This is a genomic window from Paraburkholderia acidicola, from assembly GCF_002362315.1.
GTDB classification, from domain to species: Bacteria; Pseudomonadota; Gammaproteobacteria; order Burkholderiales; family Burkholderiaceae; genus Paraburkholderia; species Paraburkholderia acidicola.
Genome location: NZ_MTZV01000006.1, coordinates 2,382,170 through 2,404,298 on the forward strand (window position 1 = coordinate 2,382,170; position 22,129 = coordinate 2,404,298).

Here is a 22,129-nt window from a genome sequence, read left to right on the forward strand (position 1 = left end):
CTACGATAATGCGCGCAGCCGTCGCAGAAGCGGCCCGGTTCGAACCGTTAGCACTCTTACCACCACGCTGTTCTGTGCCGGAGAGTCCGCTTTCCGTCGCAGATCTATCAGGAGAATTCATGGAGCCCACCGATCAGACCGGCCGTTCATGGCTATGGCTCATCTTGCTCATTCCGTACATCGCGCTGTTGTGGCTGCCGTTCTATAACGACGCGCGTCCTTCATTTGCGGGCTTTCCGTTCTTCTACTGGTATCAGTTCCTCTGGGTGCCGTTGACGTCGCTGCTGATTTACGTCGTCTACCGGAGGATCAAATGAGCGATCTGAATCCTGTCAATCCGGTGGCGATGAGTGTTTTCATCGCGTTCTTTCTGCTAGTCACCGTGGTCGGCTTCTTCGCCGCACGCTGGAAACGCGGTGACCTGACGCAATTGCACGAATGGGGGCTCGGCGGACGACAGTTCGGCACCGTCATCTCGTGGTTCCTCGTCGGTGGCGACTTCTATACGGCGTACACCGTGATCGCTGTGCCGGCGCTGGTGTATTCGGTCGGCGCGTACGGGTTTTTCGCGCTGCCCTATACGATCATCGTGTACCCGTTCGTGTTTGCCGTGATGCCGAGACTGTGGAAGATCGCGAAGGCGAAGGACCACATCACCGCGGCCGATTACGTGCAGGGCGAATACGGTGGCAAGTGGTTCCCCGCCGCCGTTGCGCTGACTGGCATCATCGCGACGATGCCGTACATCGCGCTGCAGCTGGTAGGCATGCAGGTCGTGATCAAGGGGCTCGGCGTGACGGGCGAACTGCCGTTGATCGTCGCGTTCGTGATCCTCGCGCTCTACACGTACACGAGCGGCCTGCGCGCGCCGGCCATGATCGCGTTCGTCAAGGACATCATGATCTATATCGTCGTGATCGCGGCGATCTGGCTGATTCCGGTGAAGCTCGGTGGCTATGGTCATGTGTTCGATGCCGCCGACCAGTACTTCCAGGCGAAGGGCGGTGCAACCGGCATCCTGCTCAAGCCGACGCAGTTCACCGCGTATGCATCGCTGGCGCTCGGTTCCGCGCTTGCCGCGTTCATGTATCCGCACACGATGACGGCGGTGCTGTCGTCTTCATCCGCGGCGACGGTGCGCAAGAACGCGATTTTCCTGCCTGCCTATACGTTGCTGCTTGGTCTGATCGCGCTGCTCGGTTATATGGCGATCGCAGCCGGTGTGCACGTGAAGTCGGCCTCGGATGTCGTGCCGGCGCTGTTCACCACGCTGTTTCCGTCGTGGTTCGTCGGCTTTGCGGCGGCGGCGATTGCCATCAGCGCGCTGGTGCCCGCGGCGATCATGTCGATTGGTGCGGCCAATCTGTTCACGCGCAACCTGTGGCGCCCGCTCGTGTCGCCGGATATGACGTCGCAGGCGGAAGCGTCGACGGCGAAGATCGTGTCGCTCGCGGTGAAGTTCGGTGCGCTGGTGTTTATCGTCGTGCTGCCGACGCAGTATGCGATCGACCTGCAACTGCTGGGCGGCGTGTGGATCCTGCAGATCTTCCCGGCGATCGTGTTCTCTCTATACACGCGGCGTCTGAATACACCTGGGTTGTTTCTCGGCTGGCTGGTGGGCATTGTGACCGGCACGGGACTCGCGATCGTGCAGGGGCTCAAGCCGGTGTTCGCGCTGCATGTGGGCGGCGCCACGTATCCGCTGTATATCGGGTTGATCGCGCTGGTGCTGAATATCGTCGTGACGTTTGTGGTGTCGATGGTGACGCCGAAGCGGTCTAGCGTATAGCGAGTGGTTGTTGCTGCAGTTACAAAGAAACCTGGAGCGGTTCATCTGGGGCGTTATCCCCTGTAGAGGTGTCCAGAGTCATTGGACCGCTCCAGTAGCCGTACCTTTTCAACCGCCCGCATCCGGACAACGTCTCTTTGAAATGGATTAGCCGCCCGATTTCTTCTGCGACGGATGATTGGCAAACAGCTCGACGACCCAGTCCACGAACACACGCAATTTATTACTCAGGTGCCGGTTCGGTGGATACACGACCGACACAGGCATTGGCGGAAGATGCCATTGTTCGAGGCATGCCTCCAGTTCACCGGATGCGATCAGTGGTGCAGTCATGAATGTGCCGCCACTGATAATTCCGAGTCCCGCTCTGGCGAGATCGGTACAGGTTGACACGTCGTTGCAAAGGACAGTTTTCTTGCCTTGAATATCGACCGTATCGTCGCCGTAACTGGCGACGATTGGAAATGGTCTTGCCGTGCTCGCTGAAATCATGCGAATCACCGTATGGTGAAGATCGATTTCGCGTGGGTGCTTCGGCTTACCGTATTTCTTCCAGTATTCCGGCGCCGCGCATAGCCCGAAATAACTGAAGCCAACTCGTCGGGCTACCAGTGATTGATCGGTCAATTTCCCGATACGGATTGCGCAGTCCACGTTGTCTCCAAACAGGTCGACTGGATTATCGCTGGCACCAATCTCCAGATCGATGTCTGGATATTTTTCGAGAAAATCCGGAAGAGCTGGGACGACAACCGAATGGGCAAGCGGGCGCGGAAGATCGATGCGCAGCCTGCCTTTCGGATTGGACCTGGCGCCGATCATGGCATTCTCCAGCTCCTCCAGTTCAGTGAGCAAGCGTACGGCTCGATCGTAATAGGCCGCACCATCGGGCGTGACAGTGACGCGCCGGGTTGTGCGATTGAGCAGCTTCGTTGCCAGATCGTCTTCCAGCAACTGAACCAGTCGCGTCACAGTCGGCTTTTGGACGTTGAGGGTTTCGGCGGCTTTAGTAAAGTTTCCCGATTCCACCACACGTACAAATGCGCGCATCGCGTCGAACTTATCCATGTATCCCTTTGCTCAATGGTTGAGCGCCGTCGTTCACCGGGATACTGCCATACAAAACCAGAATAAAGACGGGCGAACTGCGCGGGCGGTTAACCGGAGCCTGAGCTGTCCGGCATGATCAACCTGTCTGATGTGAATAACGATCGATTCGGGGGGAATTCGACAACAATCTGTTAATAGATTCCGAGTTTCTCGTGATGACCCAGGTCCCTAGACTGTTTTCAACGACGGAGAAGATGTTCCGACGTCCACAGTTCATCAAGACTACGAGGGTCACACTATGCAAACCACGTTTGAAGTTCCGGGCAACAAGACAACGCGGCCGGCGAGTTCGCGGAGCAGGTTGTCCCGCGCCGTGACCATTGGAACGATCGCCGGCGTCGCGGCCGGTTTCATCGTTCTCGTTCCGGTTTTAATCCTGCAACTGGCGCGTGGCGTCGGCGTCGTTCCTGAGATGCAGCTGGCGGCCAGCAGCGTGATGGGCATGTCCGCCTATGACGGCATGGCGGGTCTGATCATCGGAATCCTGCTGCACTTCTTCGTATCGATCGTTCCGGCGCTCGCATACGGGCTCATTGCGTGGCGTCTGCCAGCGGTGAACCGCTGGGCGTGGATCGGCGGTCCTGTGCTCGGCATTGCCGTGTTCTTCTTCATGGGCCTTGTCGTGTTGCCGCGCAGCGCCTTCACCACCCCCGCGTCGGTAACGCCGATGCCTTATCTGCCTGCCCTCCTGATCCACATGTTCGGCCTCGGCCTGCCGATCGCACTGTTGATTCAGCGCGGATGGGCCAAATCGGATGACATTCGCCGCTGATTGCAACCACGCGGGTAGATCAACACCGCGACGTCCCCCCGATACCGCTAAACACCATTGCACTGGCATCGACTACCGTCCGCGTTGAACGCCGAACGAAAATTTCTTCTACGCAAAAAGGAAACACACCATGATCGTCATTACTGGAGCAAACGGAAACCTTGGTCAACTGGTTGTCAAGAATCTACTGCAGGTGATCCCTGCAAACCAGATCGTTGCAGCAGTTCGCAATCCGGAAAAATCCGACAACTTGCGCGCCCTGGGCGTCGACGTACGCGAGGCTGACTATGATCGACCGGAAACGCTAGTCGAGGCTTTTAAAGGTGCTGAGAAGCTCCTGCTTATCTCGGCGGTCGTACCGGGCGAACGACTCAGGCAACACAAGACCGTGATCGATGCCGCGAAGCAAGCCGGGGTGAAATTGATCGCCTACACGAGCATGTTGCGCGCCGACACCTCCAGCCTGAATCTCGCGGGTGAGCATCAGGCAACTGAGGCGTATCTGAAGAGCACCGGCGTCGACTACGTGCTGCTGCGCAACGGCTGGTACCTGGAAAACTCCACGGCGGTCATCGCTGCGGCGCTTGCCCAGGGCACCATTATCGGCAGTGCGGGACAAGGGCGATTTGCCTCGGCTACGCGTGCCGATTACGCTGGTGCGGCTGTGACGGTGCTTACCCAGCCAGGCCATGCAAACAAGACCTATGAACTTGCAGGAAACCACGCCTTCTCGATGGCTGAATTTGCTGAGGAACTCTCAAAGCAGGCTGGGCGGCCCATCGTCTATAAGGATCTGCCGCCCGCCGAGTATGAGGCTACGTTGCTCGGCTTGGGGTTACCCAGGATGATTGTCGATGTCATCGTCGACGCGGATATCAAGTCTTCGAACGGAGAGCTGGATAGTTCCTCACGAGATCTGTCCCAGCTTCTTGGCAGAAGCACAACGCCTTTTTCCGAAGCAATCAAGGTCGCACTGCAGTCCTGAAGCGCATGACAGCCAGAATATGGGGGCGACGAAAGTCCGCTCCCCTTTTCACGGCCAGCGCTTCCCGTCGGCGGTTGTCACGCTTCTGTCGACCGCCTTTTGCCTCATTGCTCGATAGAGCACGCTATCGGCATCCAGCACATCGAATCGGCCCGGTTGAGCGCTAGCCGTGTTCACGTCGCGCGGAAACGAGCAACATCATCGGACGTTCGCGCTCTTCCGCGAGCGCGGGATGTGCGGCGATCTGCGCTGCAGTCGGCCCCCATTCATCGACACGCACAATCGCGAACCCGCTATCGATCAGCAGATTCAGCAGCGTCCCGATCGTGCGGTGCTGCTTGATCACACCATCAGTCAGCCAGTGCGTGACGCGCCGGCCTTCCATCTGATAACTATCGACCGGCCAGGTCTTATGCCCGTGCGCATCGACAATCCAGCCGGGCCGCTGCGACGCCGTATAAACCGGATGCTCGACCGAGAACACAAGACGACCATCGGGCAATAACGCACGATGAATCGCACGGAACAAGCCCGGCAGATTGTCGACGTAGTGAAACGCAAGCGAGCTGTACGCAAGCGCGAACGTCGCTTCGGGAAGCGCGAGCGTTTCGAGGTCCGCGTGCTCGTAGCGAATCGCGGGATCGGTGGTCATTTCCGCGGCGCGTGCGAGCATCTTTTGCGAAACGTCGAGCCCAAGGGCAGTGCGGGCACCGTGTTCGCGCGCCCAGCGGCAGAACCATCCATAACCGCAACCGAGATCCACCACATCGCGATCGGCCAGATCCGGCAGCATGGCCTGAAGCGCGGGCCATTCCGGAGCCGCGTTCAGCCCGCCGACGGAACGCTCGAGATGGCTATAGCCTTCGAAGAAGGCCGGGTTGTCGTAGATATTCTGGGTCATGTCGATGCGTGTCCGGAGCGCTTGCGCAAGATGTGGCGAAAGCATACCAGCGGCTCAGATTCGATGAAGTCGCTTCTTCGCGCTACTATTCATCACACGACATGTTTTCGTCATTCCATGAACCACACTCATACCTGGCAATCCCTGCCTCGAGGCGGGCGAGGAGCACACCATGCTTGAAATCCGCCATTTGCGTTCGCTGATCGCGATCGCCGATTCGGGCAAGCTCGTGGCAGCCGCCGAACGCGTCCATCTAAGCCAGTCCGCGTTGTCCCATCAGATCAGGGATATGGAAAGCCACTACGACGTGTCGCTGTTCGAGCGCACGAAGCAGGGCCTGCGCTTCACGGCAGCCGGCGAGCGCTTGCTCGTGCTCGCACGCGAGATGCTCGCGGCGGTGAGCGCGGCCGAACGCGATGTCGCGCGGCTCAAGGGCGATGCCCAGGGCGAGCTGCGTATCGTGCTCGAATGCCACACGTGTTTCGACTGGTTGATGCCGGTGATGGACGAATTCCGCCGCCGCTGGCCGGAGGTGGAAGTCGATCTCGTCGCGGGGTTTCATGCGGACCCGCTCAGGCTGCTGAGCGACGGCAAGGCCGATGTCGTGATCGGTTCGAAGCCGGCCGGTAAGCGCAACCTGCATGTGTCGCCGCTGTTCCGCTTCGAGATCCTGGTGGTGATGGCGAACGAGCATCGTCTGAGAAGCAAGCGTCGAGTCGTCGCCGATGACCTGCGTGAAGAAACGCTGATTACCTACCCCGTGCCCGAAGTGCGCATCGATCTGATTCGCGAGGTGCTCGAGCCGGCCGGTATCCGGCTCGAACGACGCACCGCCGAGCTGACCATCGCGATCATGCAACTCGTAGCCAGTCGCCGCGGTATCGCCGCGCTGCCGAACTGGGGTGTCAAGAACTACGTCGATCACGACTACGTGCTGGCGAAGCGGGTCGGTCCGCATGGACTGTGGAGCGAACTCTATGCGGTAGCCGGCAAACCGCAAGCCGCGCGCCCTTACTTCCGGGACTTCGTGACGATCGTGCGCGATACCTGTGCGGCGCAGCTCGACGGTATCGAGCTGCTGGCCAGCGACGCGTGAACGTTACGGGCAGACCGATTCGCTGGCCTTCACGTTCGCTTCGCGCGGCACACGGTTGGCCGCGCCGAAGGTCGTGAAGCTGAGCGCGGCTAGCACCCACACACCGATTCCGCCGTACAGCATCACTGCGCCGAAGCCATGTACGAGTGCGGCATGCACGACGGTACCCGAGGCATCCGCAGTCGCGAGTTCGGGAACCGCTTGCGTAAGCCCCGCGAAATTGCCGGCCGCGATTTTTTCCGCCAGCAGGCGCAGTTGCGATGCATCGGAAACGCCGGGTAGCGCGCGTTGCAGGTACGACAGGATGCCTTCCACCAGGATGAAGCCCATCAGCGCGATGTTGATGGCGAGCGTGATCAGCCGGGCACTCATGTCGATGCCTGATGCCATTCCCGCGCGGGCAGTCGATACCGAGCCGGTGGTGGTGTTGGTTACCGGCGTGTTGGTCAGCCCGAGGCCCGTGCCCGCGATCAGCGCGCCTGGCAGCATCGTCAGCCAGCTTGCGTGCGCGACGCTGCTGCCATAGCGCATCAGGATGAAGCCGAGACCGATCGTGAAGAGCCCCGCAGGAATCACGGCGCCTGGCCGGTAGCGCAACGCGAGCCGTTCGCCGAGTGGCGGAATGACGAGCGTCGGCAGCGTGTAGGCGAGCAGCGACAGCCCCGCGGTGACCGTGTCGTAGCCGAGGCCGCTCTGGAAGTAGATCGGCAGATAGATCATGAATGGCCAGAAGCTGAAATTCATGCCAATCGAACCGAAGATCGCCCCCGAGAAATTGCGGATCCTGAACACCGAGAAATCGAACATCGGATGCGCATTCATGCGTTCGACGACGATGAACGCCACGAAGCTGACCGCTGCCGCCGCCACGATGCTCAGCGCCGTTGCGCTGGCAAAACCGAGGTCCGGGCCTTGCGTGATGAAGTAGGTGAAGCCGAACACGGCCAGCGACAGCGTGACAATACCCGCACTATCAAGGCGCTTCGCGTGCGGATCGCTCGATTCCTCGACGCTGCTCAAGGCGAGCACCAGTGTGAGCAGCCCAAGCGGAACGTGGACGAGGAATACCCAGTGCCAGTTCGACAGCGCGACGATCGCGCCACCGATGATCGGCCCAAAACCGAGTCCGACACCGAACACGATGCCCCAGATCGCGAACGCATTGCTGCGCTCCTTGCCCTCCTGGAACTGATGCGACAGCACGGCGATCAGGCAGATCAGCATCGCACCGCCGCCCATGCCCTGCAGAAACCGGCTGACGATCAGCACCGACGCACTTTGCGCGAGGCCGCAGATCAGCGACGTGACGCTGAAGCCGACCAGGCTGACTAGCAGCACGCGCTTGCGTCCATAGCGATCGGCGAGCGTGCCGACGGCCATCAGCACGGTTGTGCAGGCGATCGTGTAGGCGTTCATGATCCATTGCGCGTCCTTGAAATCGCTGTGCAGCACTTTCTCGAGCGTGGGCAGGATCACAGGGACACTGGAGATTTCCAGGCCGAACATCAGTGCCGCCAGGCAGACGGCGGCGAGCGCAATATGGTTTTTACCGGCGTGAGAGAGCGTCATAAGGCGTCTTTTAAAGGCTTCGATAGAAACCATTCTCGGCGCGCAGGCTTCATGATAGAAATGATTTAATTTTGTAGAATCTATTAACGCTCATCATCTATCGGCCGCCATGGACTTCGATCCCACCCTGTTGCGCGCTTTCGTCGCCGTCAAGGAAACCGGCGGCTTTACCCGTGCGGCCGAGCGGCTGCACCTCACGCAATCGGCGATCAGCCATCAGATCCGGCGCCTCGAAGAGCAGGTGGGCCGGCCGCTTCTGCATCGCACGACACGCAGCATGACCTTGACCGAAGACGGTCAGGACTTTCTGCGCCACGCCCAGCAGATTCTCGATTCGCTCGATGCGCTGGCGCGGCGTTTCCAGTCTTCGCCGGTGTGCGGTGTCGTGCGTTTCGGGGTGCCGGAGAATTTCATGGGCGACCGGTTGCCGTCGCTGCTGTGTCAGTTCGCACGCGTGTATCCCGAGGTCCGGCTCGATGTGAGCGTCAGCATGAACCTCGATCTGCGCGCGATGATCGACGCAGACGAACTCGATCTTGCCGTCGTCATGACGGCGCCCGGCAGCACGGCAGGAACGGTGCTGCGGCCCGCGCAGTTCGCATGGATCGCCGCCGATACCTTCGATGTCCCGCAAGGCGCGTCGCTGCCGCTCGCGTTTTTTCCCACGCCGTGCATCAACCGGCGGGTCGGTGTGGAGGCGCTGGACACGACCCAGGTCAAATGGCATGTCGTCTTTACGTCGCCGAGCCAGCAGGGTTTGCGTGCCGCGGTGTTGTCAGGGCTCGCGATTACCGTGCTGACTACCGACGACCTCGAACCGGGCATGCGAATCGTCGATGGGGAATACGGCTTACCGTCGCTGTCGACTGCCGATTTCGTGCTGCTGTCCAACGGCAGCGACACGCCGGCTGTGCGCGAGTTCGGGCAGATGGTGCTCGATATGCCCGCATCGGCGCCGACGCCAAAGCTTGCAGCCCCGGTCAGGAGCTACCGTCCGTTCGTGTAGCTCGCGTAACGACGCACGAACCGAAGTCGCACGGAAACCCTTCTTTGCGCTTGTCACGACGCGTTTCGGATGAACGCGGCAGAATGACCGCGTGCCGCCGGAAACACTAGCTAAACACGCTACGCAAGCCAGCGCGCTTGTCCGGCCGGCATCGTTGCGACACGGCGCGACGTGTCGATATCTCCCGGAGGCAATCGATGTCGAAATCGCTGATACGCCGCAGTGTCGTATGCGCTGCGCTTGTGGCCGCTGTCGTGGGCAATCCCGTCGTGATTCGCAGTGCTGCTGCGCAAACGCAAACCCCCGCGACCGCAGCATCGCCCCAACCCGGCCTCGTACCCGCTGCCGACGATACCTTCCTGCTCACCATCTTTCTGCGCCACGACGAATCGAAGCCATTACCGAAGATCAACGATGAGTTGCGCGCGCAAGGATATTTCAAATCCTTTCCGCCACCTGGCATCGAGGTTGTGTCGTGGTACGTGATGATGGGCATCGGCCAGGTGGTCACACTGCGCGTGCCGGCGAACCGGCTGCGCGAAGTCAACCGGGCGATTGAGACGACCGCGTGGGGCGGTTATCGCACCGAGTTTTACCCGACCTACGACTACAAGGCCGTTGCCGAGAAAATGCGCGCAACCGACGGTAGGTAGCGCGCCTGGCCAGCGCGCGTCGTCACAAGAAGAAAAAACAGAAAAGCCGGATACGTACCCACGTACCCGGCTTTTCGTACAACGCTGTGTAACAGCTCAGTGAAACAGCTTCATCGCCTGGGTCAGCGTCTTGATGACACCCCACGCAAGCGGAATCAGCACATAGGCCCAGAAGACAATCAGCAAACCGGTGTTGGTCGGATGCACAGCATTCTGATCGTTCATGGTGGTCTCCTCAATTGCCGGACGCGAGTTGCGCGTCGCTCATGTAATGTTTGTTGTCCACGCGTTTGACAAGCAGGTTGCAGACAAAGCCGATCACCAGCAGCACGGCCATGATATGGAGAGTCATGTTGTACGCATCGGCCTTGGCGACGCCGTGCGCGACTTCATATGCGCGGATGTAATTGACCAGCACCGGACCCGCGACGCCTGCCGCTGCCCACGCGGTAAGCAGCCGGCCATGAATGCCGCCGACAAACGCCGTGCCGAACATGTCCGCGAGATACGCGGGTACGGTGGCGAAACCGCCGCCGTACATCGACAGGATCACGCAATAGGAAAGCACGAAGAGCGCGATATTGCCCGATGAAGCAAAGGTCGGCACGAGCAGGTACAGCACCGCGCCTAGCGCGAAGAAGATGAAGTAGGTGTTCTTGCGGCCAACCCAGTCGGATGCCGAGGCCCATACAAAGCGACCGCCCATGTTGAACAGCGACAGCAGGCCGACGAAGCCGGCTGCCGACGCGACCGTCACCGTTTCCTTGAAACTCTCCTGGATCATCACTGAGGCCTGGCCGAGAATCCCGATACCCGCCGTCACGTTCAGGAACAGCACGAGCCAGATCAGATAGAACTGCGGCGTCTTGAGCGCTTCATCGATATGCACATGATTGCGCGAGATCATCTTGTTCGATGTGGTGGTCGGCGTCCAGCCGGCTGGTTTCCAGTCGGCGGGCGGCACGCGGATCGCGAGCGAGCCGATCGACATCGAGATGAAGTACACGATGCCGAGCACGATGAAGGTTTCAGCGACACCGATGCTGGTTGCGCTCTGGAAGTGATTCATCAGCGCGACCGATAGCGGCGAGGCAATCATCGCACCGCCACCGAAGCCCATGATCGCCATCCCGGTGGCCATCCCGCGGCGATCCGGGAACCAGCGGATCAGCGTCGACACCGGCGACACATACCCGAGCCCGAGCCCGATACCGCCAAGCACGCCATAGCCGAGATAGAGCAGCACGATCTGATGCAGCCAGACGCCGAGCGCCGAAACGAGAAAGCCGCCGCCGAAGCAACATGCCGCAGTAAACATCGTGCGACGCGGGCCCACGTGTTCGAGCCATTTACCTGCGAATGCCGCCGACAACCCAAGGCAAACGATTGCCAGCGAGAAGATCCAGCCGAGTGTGGTGAGCGACCAGTCGTCGGGCGCGGATTGCGTGATGCCGATCACTTTCGTGAGCGGGCCGTTGAACACTGAGAACGCGTAAGCCTGGCCGATACACAGATGCACGGCAAGCGCGGCGGGCGGCACCATCCAGCGTGAGAAGCCTGGCCCGGCGACGGTCGCCTGCTTCGAAAAAAACGGCGGCGAACCGCTGGTACGCGGTGGTTGAATCGTGCTGCTCATGTTGGGTCTCCGTTTGGGGTGCTGATGTTTATCGGCTCTTGTACGCTATTCCTGAACGAACTGGTCGGGTTTTAAGCGCGGCCTTAATGTGATGTGGCGTCAAAGATAGGACCGGAAAGAGTGCTTGGCAATATGAGACGTGAATGCATAAACGCCGAGCCCGAGCGGCCGCTAGTCTGGTGTGCCCATTCGCTGTATCAGGGTTTCAACGAAGGCATCGGTGGCAGGCGGCAGGGTCCGGCCGCGTTTCTTGACGAGCGCGACCGGACGCACGAAGCGCGGATCGTCGATGGGACGGGCAATGAGATCGGGCTCCGCGCGAATCTCGCGTGCCGAGCCGGGCAGGATCGTGACGCCGAGACCGCCACGCACCATTGCGACCGCCGTCATCATGTAGGTGGGTTCGCAGGCTAGCGTGGGCGGCGTTGTGGCGTCTGCGAGCGCCGCATCGACAACAGCGCGCACACTGGTGCCGCGCGCAGTCAGGACGAGCGGCGTACGCAACAGGTCGGCCAGACCGATCGAGCGGCGCTTCGCAAGCGGATGGCCTTTCGGACAGACCGCGACCAGGCGGTCTTCGCCCGCATGCAGCACGTCGAGCGATGGATCGGTTGTTTCGCCGCCGGTCAGCCCGATGTCGACGTCCTCGTTGCGCACCAGCGCATTGACGACGTCTGCGACCACGTCGCGAATCTGGAACGACACGCCTGGCAGCCTCTGGCGGAAAGCGCGGATCAGATCGGGCAGCAGGCTCGCGGCAAACGATGGCAGGCAGGCGATGCGCACGGTCCCCGAGGTCCCGTCGCTCAACGAGCGCGCGTCGGCGAGTACATGTTCCATGTCGTACAGCGACTTCTGCAGGGTCGGCAGCAACTCGCGGCCGACTGGCGTCAGTGAGACATTGCGGCTGTTGCGGTCGAAGAGCCTCGTGCCGACGGTTTCTTCGAGCCGCCGGATCTGCACGGTCAGCGCGGGCTGCGACAGATGCAACTGGGTTGCGGCGCGTGTGAAGCTGCCCGTTTGCGCCACGGCGACAAAGGCGCGGATATCGCGAAGACTCAAATCCATTACGAACCTTGATGGCTGCGATCAAATCATTTCAATTGTTCTATTGCTGTCCGGAAATTACGCTTCGTTGATCCAAAAAACAAGACCGGAGACAAGCACGTGCTGCCACTGCTGGGTTTGGCCACGATTGCCGTATTGCTGGCGGCAATCCTCTCGAAGCGGATGTCGCCGCTCGTCGCGTTGATCGTCGTGCCGATCGCGGCATCGCTGATCGGCGGTTTCGGGTTGCAGACGAGCAAGTTCGTGCTCGACGGGTTGCGCAGTCTTGCGCCGGTCGTCGGCATGTTCGTGTTCGCGATTCTCTATTTCGGCACGATCACCGATGCCGGCACGCTCGATCCGATCATCGACCGCATCCTGCGCGCGGTCGGTACGAAGCCGACGCGCATCGTGATGGGAACGACGCTGCTCGCGCTGCTGATCCACCTCGACGGCTCGGGGGCCGTGTGCTTTCTCGTGACGATTCCCGCGATGTTGCCGCTCTACGACCGTTTGAACATGGATCGGCGAGTACTCGCAGCGGCAGCATCGATGGCGGCCGGCATCAACTTCCTGCCGTGGACCGGACCGATGATCCGCGCGTCCGCTTCGCTTGGCTTACCGGTGTCGGCGCTGTTCAATCCGTTGATTCCCGTGCAGATCGTCGGCCTCGTCTTCGTGTTCGGCATGGCGTGGTGGCTCGGCCGCCGCGAAGAAAAACGCCTCGGGCTGATCTCAGCGTTCGGCACGATCGAACTACCGCGGCGCGAACTCACCGACGAGCAACAGGCACTGCGCAGACCACGCAATTTCTGGTTCAACATCGTGCTGACGGTGATCGTGCTTGGCACGATGGTCGTGATGGGCGAGAAGATTCCGCCGGCGGTTATGTTCATGGTCGGCTTTTGCATCGCGTTGCTGGTCAACTACCCGGACGTGAACATGCAGCGGCAGCGCGTCGACGCCCATGCACGCGCCGCACTGATGATGGCCGGCATCCTGCTCGCGGCCGGTGTGTTTACTGGTGTGATGCAGGGCAGCGGCATGCTGAAGGCGATGGCCCAGGCCGCGGTCGGTCTCGTGCCACCAGGGATGGCCGGACATATTCCAGTTGCGCTCGGCATTCTCTCGATGCCGCTCAGCATGCTGTTCGATCCCGATTCGTTCTACTTCGGCGTATTGCCGGTCATCGCTGAAGTGGCGGGCCAGCTCGGTGTGCCGGCTGTGCATGTAGGACAGGCCGCGCTGCTCGGACAGATGACGACCGGTTTCCCCGTCAGCCCGCTCACGCCCGCGACGTTTCTCGTCGTCGGGTTGACGGGAATCGAACTCGCGGACCACCAGAAGTTCACGTTTCCATTGCTGTTCGGCGCATCGATCGTGATGACGATTGCGTGTGTCGTGTTCGGTATTTTTCCTCTGTGAGCGCCGGCCCCGGCGAGACGACATGACATCGACGAGACGTACAGGCCCCGTTCGCCTCGGTACAGGCGCGGGTTACTCGGGCGACCGCATCGAACCAGCCGTCGAGCTGGCCGAACACGGCGCGCTCGATTACCTCGTGTTCGAGTGCCTCGCCGAACGCACGATCGCAATTGCGCAACAGGCGCGCCGCGGCGACCCGTCGCTTGGCTACGATCCGCTGCTTGAGGCGCGGATGCGTGCGGTACTGCCGGTTGCAATGCGCAACCGCGTGCGGATCGTGTCGAACATGGGCGCGGCGAATCCACTGGCGGCTGCGCGCCGGACTGCTGAACTCGCGCATTCGCTCGGACTGTCGGGCCTGAAGATCGCCGCGGTCACGGGTGACGACGTACTCGATGCGGTGCGCCAGGGCGACTACCGCTTCGAAGAATCCGGCGAACGTGTCGCCGATTTCGCTGCGCGCATCGTATCGGCGAACGCCTATCTCGGCGCCGCGCCGATCGTCGATGCGCTCGCGGCCGGGGCCGACGTGGTGCTGACCGGACGTGTCGCCGATCCGTCGTTGTTCACCGCGCCGCTGATTCACGAATACGGCTGGGCGATGGACGACTGGAACACACTGGGACAGGCCACGGTGGTCGGCCATCTGCTCGAATGCGCGGGCCAGGTGACGGGCGGTTATTTCGCGGACCCGGGGTTCAAGGACGTGCCCGATCTCGCGCGTCTTGGCTTTCCGATCGGCGAGGTGGCCGCCGACGGTACGGTTGTCATCACGAAGGTGCCGCATGCGGGTGGCTGCGTAACCGAGGCGACTTGCAAGGAGCAACTGCTGTACGAGGTGCACGATTGCAGCCGTTATCTGCAGCCGGATGTCGTGGCCGATTTCACGGGTGTGCGCGTCGAGCAGCAGGCGAAAGACCGTGTGCGCGTGAGCGGCGGACGCGGCACGCCGCGTACCGCGACGTTGAAGACGTCGGTCGCGTATGTGGATGGGTTTATCGGCGAAGGGCAGATGTCGTACGCAGGGCCGGGCGCCGTCGCGCGTGCGCGCCTTGCGCTTGAGATCGTGCGAGAGCGGCTAGAGATCACCGGCGTAGCGGCGCGCGAACTGCGCTTCGATTTGATTGGGGTCGATGCATTGCACGGCGAGACACTTGGTCGGCACGGCGGCGAACCCTACGAGGTGCGCGCCCGTGTGGCTGGCCGCACGGCTTCACTTGCGCAGGCCGTGCAGATCGGCAATGAAGTCGAGACCTTGTACACGAATGGACCGGCAGGCGGTGGCGGGGCGACGAAGTCGGCTCGCGAAGTGATTGCGGTGCAGTCGGTGCTGCTGCCGCGCGACTGCGTGCACGCATCGTTCGAACTCGTGGAGGTGTGACATGGAACTGCGTGAACTTGCCCACTCCAGAACCGGCGACAAGGGCGATACGCTCAACGTTTCGGTGATCTGCCGCGATGCGCGCGACTACGATCATCTGTGTGCACACGTCACCGCTGCGCGCGTGCAGGCGCATCTGTGCGATACCGTACGTGGTGCGGTGACGCGGTTTGAGATGCCGGCCATCGGTGCGTTGAATTTCGTGCTCGGGCATGCGTTAGGTGGCGGCGTCACGCGTTCGCTCGCACTCGACGCGCATGGCAAATCGCTTAGCTCCGCTTTGTTGAGTCTTGAGGTGCCGGCGCCGGATCGTGGAGGGTGAATCCAGACGCCGGTCTGCACGCGCGGTTTCGGCGCAGTCGAATTGGCGTCGTACGGAGGCTTGTTGTATGCCCGCACGTAGGTTTTGCGCTTCTCGGGATCTTTGTAAAACATCGGTTGTGAACCTGGCGGGCCACCAGTTACACCACCCTGCGACGGTGCGATTTATAGTAACGTTTGTCAAAGCGCAGACAGGAGCAGCAATGGCACGCGATATTCAGTTAGCGACGCCGGGAGAAATCCTTGCGCTCGATTGGCTCGAACCCATGGGCATCTCGCAGTACGCGCTCGCGAAGGCGATCGAAGTGCCTGCGCGGCGTATCAACGAAATCGTAAAGGGCGAACGTTCTATCACCGCAGATACGGCTGTGCGGCTCGGCGCATTCTTTGGCACCGATCCACAAAGCTGGATGAATCTGCAAACGCACTACGACACCGAGATTGCGAAAGAAAAAATCGGTGCCGAGAAGCTCGACGAGATCAAGCGGCACGCTGAGCCCGCGTGACTATTTCGACGCAACGAAAGCACACTTTCAGCAACGGGACGGAGCAATGACCGCCAAGTACGACTTCGATCTATTCACCCTGGGCGCGGGTTCTGGCGGCGTCGCAGGTTCACGCCGCGCGGCGTCCTACGGTGCGCGAGTAGGTATCTGCGAGGACAGCCGTATCGGCGGCACGTGCGTCATTCGCGGCTGTGTGCCGAAGAAGCTGCTGGTGTATGGCTCCCATATCGCCGATGAAATCGACGATGCAAAAGGCTATGGCTGGACTATCCCCGAAGCGCATTTCGACTGGGCTCGTCTGATCGAGGCCAAGAACAAGGAAGTCGACCGGCTCAACGGCATCTACATCAAGATGCTGAACGATGCGGGCGTTGAAATTGTTCACGGGCGCGGCAAACTGATCGACGCCCACACCGTTGAGGTCGGCGAGCGCATCGTCACCGCAGAGCGGATTCTGATTGCCACGGGCAGTCGGCCGCACCTGCCGCCAACGCCTGGTATCGAGCACGCCATCACATCAAACGAGGCGCTGGATCTGCCTGAATTGCCCAAACGGATCGCCGTGGTGGGTAGCGGCTATATTGCCGTCGAGTTCGCTGGCATCTTCAACGCGCTGGGCGTGGAAGTGACGATGATCATCCGCGGCGATCTGCCGTTGAAGGGCTTCGACGAGGATGTCCGCACGCACGTAGTCGAGGAGATGACACGACGCGGCATCCGTTTCGTGTCGCAGACGCGGGTGGAACGGATCGAGAAGATGGCGCATGGTCTCGAAGCGCATCTTCATCAGTCCGATGCCGTGATTCCTTGCGATCAGATTCTCTATGCCATCGGCCGCATTCCCAACACCGGCGATCTCGGTTTGAAAGCACTCGGTATCGAAACCGGGCTACTGGGTGCCGTCATCGTGGATGAATGGTCGCGCAGCAACGTGACGAACATCTACGCCGTGGGCGACGTCACCGATCGTATGAATCTGACGCCGGTCGCGATCGCCGAAGCGCGCGCGCTGGCCGAAACCCTGTTCAACAACAATCCGACGACATTCGATCCCGAAGGCGTACCGACGGCCGTATTCGGTCAGCCTCCCATTGCGACGGTGGGCCTGACGGAGGCTGCTGCTCGCGCGCTGGGTCGTCCCGTCGATATCTACCGCACCCGGTTCCGGCCGATGAAGCACACGCTCAGCGGACGCCAGGAAAAGGTGCTCATGAAGCTGGTAGTCGATCGCGAGAGCGACCGCGTACTCGGCTGTCATATGGTGGGCGCCGATTCGGCGGAGATCATGCAGGGCATCGCTATTGCGCTGAAATGCGGCGCGACCAAGAAGCAGTTCGATCGAACCATCGGTATTCATCCGAGTTCGGCGGAAGAGTTCGTGACCATGCGGGACAAAGTAGCGGACCTGTAGGCGTCGTTACCGGGCTAGTCGCCATCGCCGCTGTCGGCAAGCTGCGGGTTGGCCGCAGCATAGGTACCCGCTTCCTGTAGCAACCATTCGCGAAAGCTCGCCAGCGGCTTGCCGTGGCTCAGCTCGGTTGGATAGACGAGGTAATACGCCGCTTCGGCGATCGCCGGCGCATTGAACGGAATGACGAGCCCGAGTTGCTCGAGCTGCGTATCCACGAAGAAGCGCGGCACCAGCGCAATACCGAGGCCAGCCGCCGCCGCACTGATCAGCATCGTGTGCAATTCGTAGCGCACGCCCTGCATGGTCCGGTTATCGTCGATGTCGAGATTCGCGAACCACGTCGCCCAGCCATCGGGCCGCGTGGTCGAGTGCAGCAGCGGATAGGCGAGCAGATCGGCGGGCGTTTTCACGCGACGCTTCAGCAGGCTGGCCGCGCATATCGGCACAACTTCCTCGCGAAACAAAAAGTCCGACGATGTGCCGGGCCACGTCGGTTTGCCATAGTGAATCGCGGCTTCGAAATGCGTGTCGGCGAACGAGAACGTATCGGTGCGCACGCCCATGTTCACGCGCACGTCCGGATAGCGCGCATTGAAATCGGCGAAGCGTGGGATCAGCCATTGCGAGGCAAACGTAGGCAGTACCGCCAGTTCCAGATACCCGCCGCCGCTACCGTGCGCGATGATCGACAGCGTGTCGCGGTCGAGACTTTCGAGCGCGCGGCGCACCTGCACGCCGTACACTTTGCCCGCCTTCGTCAGCACGACGCGCTGCTTCACCCGCACGAAGAGCCGCACACCGAGATTGCTCTCCAGCGTATTGATCTGCCGCGATACGGCGCTCTCGGTCAGAAACAGCTCGCGTGCCGCCAGCGTGAAGCTCTGATGCCGCGCCGCCGCTTCGAATGCAAGCAACGCGCCCATGTTGGGGATCTTGAATTTGCGCATGTTGATTCCAAAAACGCATCAAGTCTGGATTTTATCTCGCTTTACGGCGCGGCCGCCGCTTTGAATAATCGAGGCCGAACAATGCCGGATGAATTTCTCCATCCTGCGCGGCCACCTGGAACCTCCATGCAATCCCCAAGAAACGCGAATGTCGAGCGGCTGCTGCAGCAGTTGATCGGCGCCCACCGGACCGCAGCGCTTTTTGCAACGCTGAATCATCCCGCGATACTGAACGAATGGGAGGACGGTGTCGTCACGCGCGCGGAACTCGCGCAGGCACTCAATATGGCGCTATTCGAAGACCTGCTGGAACGCTCGCCGAATGGCCGCGTGTATACACAGGAAGCACTCGCCGCGGGCGGCAGCGTGTACTTCGATCACGGCGCGCTGCGCACTGTGCGCTGGCCGCACAGCGGTGCGTTGCCGCCGGGCGAGGCGGCGTTTGCGCGCATCCTTAGGCCGCTCGGTTTTCGCATCAACGGCCGTTATCCGCTCGACCGGCTCGGCATGACCGGTCGGGCATGGGCTCACGACGACGCGCCCGACGAGATCGCCCAGTTCTTCGTCAGCGAGTTGCATCCGGAGCGTTTCTCGGCCGAGTTCCAGCAGGCCGTGACGAACGTGATCGGCGCTTCGCGCGATCCGTTGACGCCCGCAGCGGCGGCGCATCTGTGGGAACTGGAGCGTGACGGCGTGCTGCCGATCGACGCGGCGCACGGCTTGCTGCCGGTGATCGTCGGTGCATTCGCGCGCCAGCACGATGTTCCGCACGAAGCGGATTACACGGTGCTGCTGAATGAATCCGCCGAGATGGCATGGATCGCAACCGAAGGCAACGCGTTCAATCACGCCACCGATCGCGTCGCCGATGTGTTCACATTGTCCGACGACGAGAAGGCGAAGGGTCGCCCGATGAAGCCGGAGGTCGAGCGTTCGCGCTCAGGCCGCGTGTTCCAGACCGCGTATCGCGCCGATATCGTGCGCCGTGAGTTTCGCTTGAAGGACGGTTCGATCGTGACACGCGACGTGCCCGGTTCGTTCTATGAATTCATCACGCGCAAGCGCACGTTCGATCAGGACACGCGTCGTTGGGAAACCGATCTGCGTTTCGACGCGGGTAACGCACAAGGGATCTTCAAGATGACCGCGGGCCAGGCGGCGTGAGCGAAACGCTGTTGCGCTATTTCTTTGCAGGCTCGGCAACCTGAGCCGCAACCTGCGGAATATCCGCACTGGTCGCCATCCACAGCACTTCGGCGTCTTCATCGCTGGTGGACACGGCGGCATGACCGGTGCGGCTGTCGAAATACAGGCTGTCGCCGGCGTTCAGATGGGTCGGCGCGTACAACTCGGAATACAGACACACAGTGCCGCTGATCACATACAGGAATTCCTCGCCTTCGTGACGGCCCCAGTCGTCGAACGCGTCGAGCGTGTGGGCCGAAATGCGGATGCGAAACGGCAGCATCGCCTTGTGCGCGAGATCGGTGGCGAGCAGTTCCATCTGATAGCCGCGGTACGCGTGGCGCTGGCCGGCGTCCTTGCGGGTCAGCGCGCGGCGTCCACCGGCGCTCGCTTTCGGCGGTGATCCGAACAGCTCGCCGATTTCGATCTTCAGGCCGAGCACGATTTTTTGCAGCACGTCGAAGGTCGGCGACATCAGGCCGTTTTCCACCTTCGACAGCGTCGAGCGCGACACGCCACATAACTGGCTCGCGTTCTCGAGCGTCAGGTCGTGGGCGAGCCGCGCAGCGCGGACGCGGCGACCCAGATCGGCGGTGGACGGCTCGTTGGGTTTGATGGTGGGGGTATTCATGGTGTGGCCCTGGGGCCGTGCCCTCCGGGCACGCAATGTGGCCGATCATAGCACTGTTGAGAGCAATGTTTTCCAATGAGAAACAGGGAGATATCAATGTGCCAGAGCGGCTCGTTGAGGTAAAAACCCTGTTTATAACGGCCGCTTGTGGCTGTCCTGCGCCGCGTGTATAGTCTGCGAACTGGCCTTGTTTCGTATCGGAAATTAAAGGAATACTCTCATGAACGCTTCGACCATCCTTGCCGATCTCGGCATTACTCATGCGGCGGAAGCAGGCGATATCGCCGTTCATTCGCCGATCACAGGCGACCTCGTTGGCCGCGTGGCCAGCAATACAGCCGCCGACGTCGACGCGGCACTCGCTGCCTCGCAAGAGGCATTCAAGGTATGGCGCAACGTGCCCGCACCGCGCCGCGGCGAACTGGTGCGACTGCTCGGCGAACGTCTGCGCGAGAAGAAGCAGGCGCTTGGCAGCATCATCACGCTCGAAACCGGCAAGATCCTTCAGGAAGGGCTCGGCGAGGTGCAGGAAATGATCGACATCTGCGATTTCGCGGTCGGTCTGTCGCGCCAGCTGTACGGCCTGACCATCGCTTCGGAACGCCCTGGCCACCGGATGGCCGAATCGTGGCATCCGCTCGGCACCTGCGTCGTCATCTCGGCATTCAATTTCCCCGCAGCCGTGTGGTCGTGGAATGCGGCGCTTGCGCTCGTCTGCGGTAACGCGGTGATCTGGAAGCCGTCCGAAAAGACGCCGCTCACCGCGCTCGCGGTCAACCAGATTCTCAAGGAAGCGCTGCAGGCGTTCGGCGATGCGCCTGCCGGGCTGACTGCGTTGATCAACGGTGGTCGCGACGTGGGCGCAAAGCTGGTTGCCGATCCGCGTGCGTCGATTGTCAGTGCGACGGGCAGTACGGAAATGGGCCGCACGGTCGGCGTCGAAGTGGCGAAGCGCTTTGGCCGCTCGCTGCTCGAACTCGGTGGCAACAATGCCGGTATCGTCGCACCGACCGCCGATCGCGAACTGGCGTTGCGCGGCATTCTGTTCTCGGCGGTGGGCACGGCCGGTCAGCGCTGCACGACGCTGCGCCGCCTGTTCGTACACGACAGCGTGTATGACGCAACCGTCGAACGTCTGAAGCAGCTGTACAGCAAGGTACCGATTGGCAATCCGCTGGAAAAGGGCACGCTGATGGGACCGCTGATCGACAAGCAGTCGTTTGCGCGCATGCAGGAAGCGTTGCAGCAGGCGCAGGCCGAAGGCGGCAAGGTGACCGGCGGCGATCGCATCGAAGTGAAGGGCTATGAAGGCGGTTATTACGTGCGCCCGGCGCTCGTCGAAATGCCGTCGCAAACAGCCGTCGTCCTGAAGGAAACCTTCGCGCCGATCCTCTACGTGCTGCGCTACAGCGATTTCGCCGCAGCGGTCGAAGCGAACAACGCGGCGCATCACGGGTTGTCGTCGTGCGTGTTCACAACCGACCTGCGCGAAGCGGAACGCTTCCTGTCGGCGGCGGGCAGCGATTGCGGCATCGCGAACGTGAACATCGGGCCGAGCGGCGCGGAGATCGGCGGTGCGTTTGGCGGCGAGAAGGAAACCGGCGGCGGTCGCGAATCCGGCTCCGACTCGTGGAAGGCGTATATGCGCCGTGCGACGAATACGGTCAACTATTCGTCGGCGCTGCCGCTCGCGCAGGGCATCGATTTCAATATCGATTGAGCGTAGCGGTGCGCAACATGCGTGCCGTGATGAGTACG

The 22,129-nt window shown here is 61.3% G+C and carries 22 protein-coding genes; 14 read left to right on the forward strand and 8 right to left on the reverse strand.

The features are described from left to right. Nucleotides 1–119: 119 nt before the first annotated feature. Together BWP39_RS29235 and mctP are read left to right on the forward strand one after the other, a co-directional pair. Nucleotides 120–317 carry a DUF3311 domain-containing protein gene (locus BWP39_RS29235; RefSeq protein ID WP_096725672.1) on the forward strand — a complete coding sequence of 66 codons (198 nt, stop codon included), beginning with the start codon at nt 120–122 and terminating at the stop codon, nt 315–317. Further along, nucleotides 314–1,789, forward strand: a complete 1,476-nt coding sequence (mctP, locus tag BWP39_RS29240) for a monocarboxylate uptake permease MctP (protein ID WP_096725673.1) — start codon at nt 314–316, stop codon at nt 1,787–1,789. The genes BWP39_RS29235 and mctP overlap by 4 nt, the downstream gene beginning before the upstream one ends. 147 nt (nt 1,790–1,936) lie before the next feature. Here the strand turns inward: mctP and BWP39_RS29245 are convergent, their stop codons facing one another. Then, entirely contained in the window at nt 1,937–2,857 is a 921-nt protein-coding gene (locus BWP39_RS29245) for a LysR family transcriptional regulator (RefSeq protein ID WP_096725674.1), read from the reverse strand. Between the two features lie 355 nt (nt 2,858–3,212). On the opposite strand from BWP39_RS29245, the gene BWP39_RS29250 reads away from it, so the two are divergent. Together BWP39_RS29250 and BWP39_RS29255 are read left to right on the forward strand one after the other, a co-directional pair. Next, nucleotides 3,213–3,671: a hypothetical protein gene (locus tag BWP39_RS29250; protein ID WP_207557173.1), complete on the forward strand. Its 459-nt coding sequence runs from the start codon at nt 3,213–3,215 to the stop codon at nt 3,669–3,671. A gap of 130 nt (nt 3,672–3,801) precedes the next feature. Further along, the gene (locus BWP39_RS29255) at nt 3,802–4,656 is read left to right on the forward strand and encodes an SDR family oxidoreductase (RefSeq protein ID WP_096725675.1); all 855 of its coding nucleotides are present in this window, start codon (nt 3,802–3,804) and stop codon (nt 4,654–4,656) included. Nucleotides 4,657–4,819: 163 nt separating this feature from the next. On the opposite strand, the gene BWP39_RS29260 is transcribed toward BWP39_RS29255, so the two are convergent. After that, a complete protein-coding gene (locus tag BWP39_RS29260) occupies nt 4,820–5,557 on the reverse strand; it encodes a class I SAM-dependent methyltransferase (RefSeq protein WP_096726246.1) in 738 nt (245 codons plus the stop codon). 172 nt (nt 5,558–5,729) lie between these two features. Here BWP39_RS29260 and BWP39_RS29265 point away from each other — a divergent pair, with 172 nt between their 5' ends. Next, nucleotides 5,730–6,653: a LysR family transcriptional regulator gene (locus BWP39_RS29265; RefSeq protein ID WP_096725676.1), complete on the forward strand. Its 924-nt coding sequence runs from the start codon at nt 5,730–5,732 to the stop codon at nt 6,651–6,653. A gap of 3 nt (nt 6,654–6,656) precedes the next feature. Here the strand turns inward: BWP39_RS29265 and BWP39_RS29270 are convergent, their stop codons facing one another. After that, nucleotides 6,657–8,222 carry an MFS transporter gene (locus tag BWP39_RS29270; RefSeq protein WP_096725677.1) on the reverse strand — a complete coding sequence of 522 codons (1,566 nt, stop codon included), beginning with the start codon at nt 8,220–8,222 and terminating at the stop codon, nt 6,657–6,659. A gap of 109 nt (nt 8,223–8,331) precedes the next feature. On the opposite strand from BWP39_RS29270, the gene BWP39_RS29275 reads away from it, so the two are divergent. Beyond that, nucleotides 8,332–9,228, forward strand: coding sequence for a LysR family transcriptional regulator (locus tag BWP39_RS29275; protein ID WP_096725678.1), 897 nt, complete (start codon nt 8,332–8,334; stop codon nt 9,226–9,228). A gap of 197 nt (nt 9,229–9,425) precedes the next feature. Beyond that, nucleotides 9,426–9,881, forward strand: a complete 456-nt coding sequence (locus tag BWP39_RS32435; protein ID WP_170043915.1) for a hypothetical protein — start codon at nt 9,426–9,428, stop codon at nt 9,879–9,881. Between the two features lie 96 nt (nt 9,882–9,977). On the opposite strand, the gene BWP39_RS32440 is transcribed toward BWP39_RS32435, so the two are convergent. The 3 genes from BWP39_RS32440 to BWP39_RS29295 all read right to left on the reverse strand — a co-directional run bounded on the left by BWP39_RS32440 (nt 9,978) and on the right by BWP39_RS29295 (nt 12,585). Beyond that, entirely contained in the window at nt 9,978–10,106 is a 129-nt protein-coding gene (locus BWP39_RS32440) for an MFS transporter small subunit (protein WP_096725679.1), read from the reverse strand. Nucleotides 10,107–10,116: 10 nt separating this feature from the next. Continuing rightward, nucleotides 10,117–11,517 carry an L-lactate MFS transporter gene (locus BWP39_RS29290; protein ID WP_096725680.1) on the reverse strand — a complete coding sequence of 467 codons (1,401 nt, stop codon included), beginning with the start codon at nt 11,515–11,517 and terminating at the stop codon, nt 10,117–10,119. 171 nt (nt 11,518–11,688) lie between these two features. Then, a complete protein-coding gene (locus BWP39_RS29295) occupies nt 11,689–12,585 on the reverse strand; it encodes a LysR family transcriptional regulator (protein ID WP_096725681.1) in 897 nt (298 codons plus the stop codon). 99 nt (nt 12,586–12,684) lie between these two features. Here BWP39_RS29295 and BWP39_RS29300 point away from each other — a divergent pair, with 99 nt between their 5' ends. The 5 genes from BWP39_RS29300 (at nt 12,685) to gor (ending at nt 17,608) form a co-directional block, all read left to right on the forward strand. Further along, on the forward strand, nt 12,685–13,989 hold the full coding sequence (locus BWP39_RS29300) for a CitMHS family transporter (protein ID WP_096725682.1): 1,305 nt from the start codon (nt 12,685–12,687) through the stop codon (nt 13,987–13,989). Between the two features lie 22 nt (nt 13,990–14,011). Then, nucleotides 14,012–15,370, forward strand: coding sequence for an acyclic terpene utilization AtuA family protein (locus BWP39_RS29305; RefSeq protein WP_096725683.1), 1,359 nt, complete (start codon nt 14,012–14,014; stop codon nt 15,368–15,370). A 1-nt stretch (nt 15,371) separates the two neighbouring features. Beyond that, entirely contained in the window at nt 15,372–15,692 is a 321-nt protein-coding gene (locus tag BWP39_RS29310) for an AtuA-related protein (protein ID WP_096725684.1), read from the forward strand. 202 nt (nt 15,693–15,894) lie between these two features. Then, complete coding sequence (locus BWP39_RS29315) at nt 15,895–16,197, forward strand: HigA family addiction module antitoxin (RefSeq protein ID WP_096725685.1); 303 nt, start codon at nt 15,895–15,897, stop codon at nt 16,195–16,197. 46 nt (nt 16,198–16,243) lie between these two features. After that, nucleotides 16,244–17,608 carry a glutathione-disulfide reductase gene (gor, locus tag BWP39_RS29320; RefSeq protein ID WP_096725686.1) on the forward strand — a complete coding sequence of 455 codons (1,365 nt, stop codon included), beginning with the start codon at nt 16,244–16,246 and terminating at the stop codon, nt 17,606–17,608. A gap of 14 nt (nt 17,609–17,622) precedes the next feature. On the opposite strand, the gene BWP39_RS29325 is transcribed toward gor, so the two are convergent. After that, complete coding sequence (locus BWP39_RS29325; protein WP_096725687.1) at nt 17,623–18,555, reverse strand: LysR substrate-binding domain-containing protein; 933 nt, start codon at nt 18,553–18,555, stop codon at nt 17,623–17,625. Nucleotides 18,556–18,681: 126 nt separating this feature from the next. On the opposite strand from BWP39_RS29325, the gene BWP39_RS29330 reads away from it, so the two are divergent. Then, the gene (locus BWP39_RS29330) at nt 18,682–19,719 is read left to right on the forward strand and encodes a DUF1338 domain-containing protein (protein WP_096725688.1); all 1,038 of its coding nucleotides are present in this window, start codon (nt 18,682–18,684) and stop codon (nt 19,717–19,719) included. 16 nt (nt 19,720–19,735) lie between these two features. Here the strand turns inward: BWP39_RS29330 and BWP39_RS29335 are convergent, their stop codons facing one another. Beyond that, on the reverse strand, nt 19,736–20,371 hold the full coding sequence (locus BWP39_RS29335; protein ID WP_096725689.1) for a helix-turn-helix domain-containing protein: 636 nt from the start codon (nt 20,369–20,371) through the stop codon (nt 19,736–19,738). Between the two features lie 220 nt (nt 20,372–20,591). Here BWP39_RS29335 and amaB point away from each other — a divergent pair, with 220 nt between their 5' ends. Then, entirely contained in the window at nt 20,592–22,091 is a 1,500-nt protein-coding gene (gene amaB, locus BWP39_RS29340; RefSeq protein ID WP_096725690.1) for an L-piperidine-6-carboxylate dehydrogenase, read from the forward strand. The last annotated feature ends 38 nt before the right edge of the window (nt 22,092–22,129 follow it).

Excerpts from the sequence above, each read along its gene's own strand:
- BWP39_RS29255 (WP_096725675.1), top strand. The coding sequence starts at position 3,802 with ATGATCGTCATTACTGGAGCAAACGGAAACCTTGGTCAACTGGTTGTC.
- BWP39_RS29335 (WP_096725689.1), bottom strand. The coding sequence starts at position 20,371 with ATGAATACCCCCACCATCAAACCCAACGAGCCGTCCACCGCCGATCTG.
- gor (WP_096725686.1), top strand. The coding sequence starts at position 16,244 with ATGACCGCCAAGTACGACTTCGATCTATTCACCCTGGGCGCGGGTTCT.
- BWP39_RS29260 (WP_096726246.1), bottom strand. The coding sequence starts at position 5,557 with ATGACCCAGAATATCTACGACAACCCGGCCTTCTTCGAAGGCTATAGC.
- BWP39_RS29265 (WP_096725676.1), top strand. The coding sequence starts at position 5,730 with ATGCTTGAAATCCGCCATTTGCGTTCGCTGATCGCGATCGCCGATTCG.
- BWP39_RS29290 (WP_096725680.1), bottom strand. The coding sequence starts at position 11,517 with ATGAGCAGCACGATTCAACCACCGCGTACCAGCGGTTCGCCGCCGTTT.
- BWP39_RS29310 (WP_096725684.1), top strand. The coding sequence starts at position 15,372 with ATGGAACTGCGTGAACTTGCCCACTCCAGAACCGGCGACAAGGGCGAT.
- BWP39_RS29295 (WP_096725681.1), bottom strand. The coding sequence starts at position 12,585 with ATGGATTTGAGTCTTCGCGATATCCGCGCCTTTGTCGCCGTGGCGCAA.
- BWP39_RS29325 (WP_096725687.1), bottom strand. The coding sequence starts at position 18,555 with ATGCGCAAATTCAAGATCCCCAACATGGGCGCGTTGCTTGCATTCGAA.
- BWP39_RS32435 (WP_170043915.1), top strand. The coding sequence starts at position 9,426 with ATGTCGAAATCGCTGATACGCCGCAGTGTCGTATGCGCTGCGCTTGTG.
- BWP39_RS29270 (WP_096725677.1), bottom strand. The coding sequence starts at position 8,222 with ATGACGCTCTCTCACGCCGGTAAAAACCATATTGCGCTCGCCGCCGTC.
- BWP39_RS29330 (WP_096725688.1), top strand. The coding sequence starts at position 18,682 with ATGCAATCCCCAAGAAACGCGAATGTCGAGCGGCTGCTGCAGCAGTTG.
- BWP39_RS29315 (WP_096725685.1), top strand. The coding sequence starts at position 15,895 with ATGGCACGCGATATTCAGTTAGCGACGCCGGGAGAAATCCTTGCGCTC.
- BWP39_RS29305 (WP_096725683.1), top strand. The coding sequence starts at position 14,012 with ATGACATCGACGAGACGTACAGGCCCCGTTCGCCTCGGTACAGGCGCG.
- amaB (WP_096725690.1), top strand. The coding sequence starts at position 20,592 with ATGAACGCTTCGACCATCCTTGCCGATCTCGGCATTACTCATGCGGCG.
- BWP39_RS29235 (WP_096725672.1), top strand. The coding sequence starts at position 120 with ATGGAGCCCACCGATCAGACCGGCCGTTCATGGCTATGGCTCATCTTG.
- BWP39_RS29245 (WP_096725674.1), bottom strand. The coding sequence starts at position 2,857 with ATGGATAAGTTCGACGCGATGCGCGCATTTGTACGTGTGGTGGAATCG.
- BWP39_RS32440 (WP_096725679.1), bottom strand. The coding sequence starts at position 10,106 with ATGAACGATCAGAATGCTGTGCATCCGACCAACACCGGTTTGCTGATT.
- BWP39_RS29275 (WP_096725678.1), top strand. The coding sequence starts at position 8,332 with ATGGACTTCGATCCCACCCTGTTGCGCGCTTTCGTCGCCGTCAAGGAA.
- mctP (WP_096725673.1), top strand. The coding sequence starts at position 314 with ATGAGCGATCTGAATCCTGTCAATCCGGTGGCGATGAGTGTTTTCATC.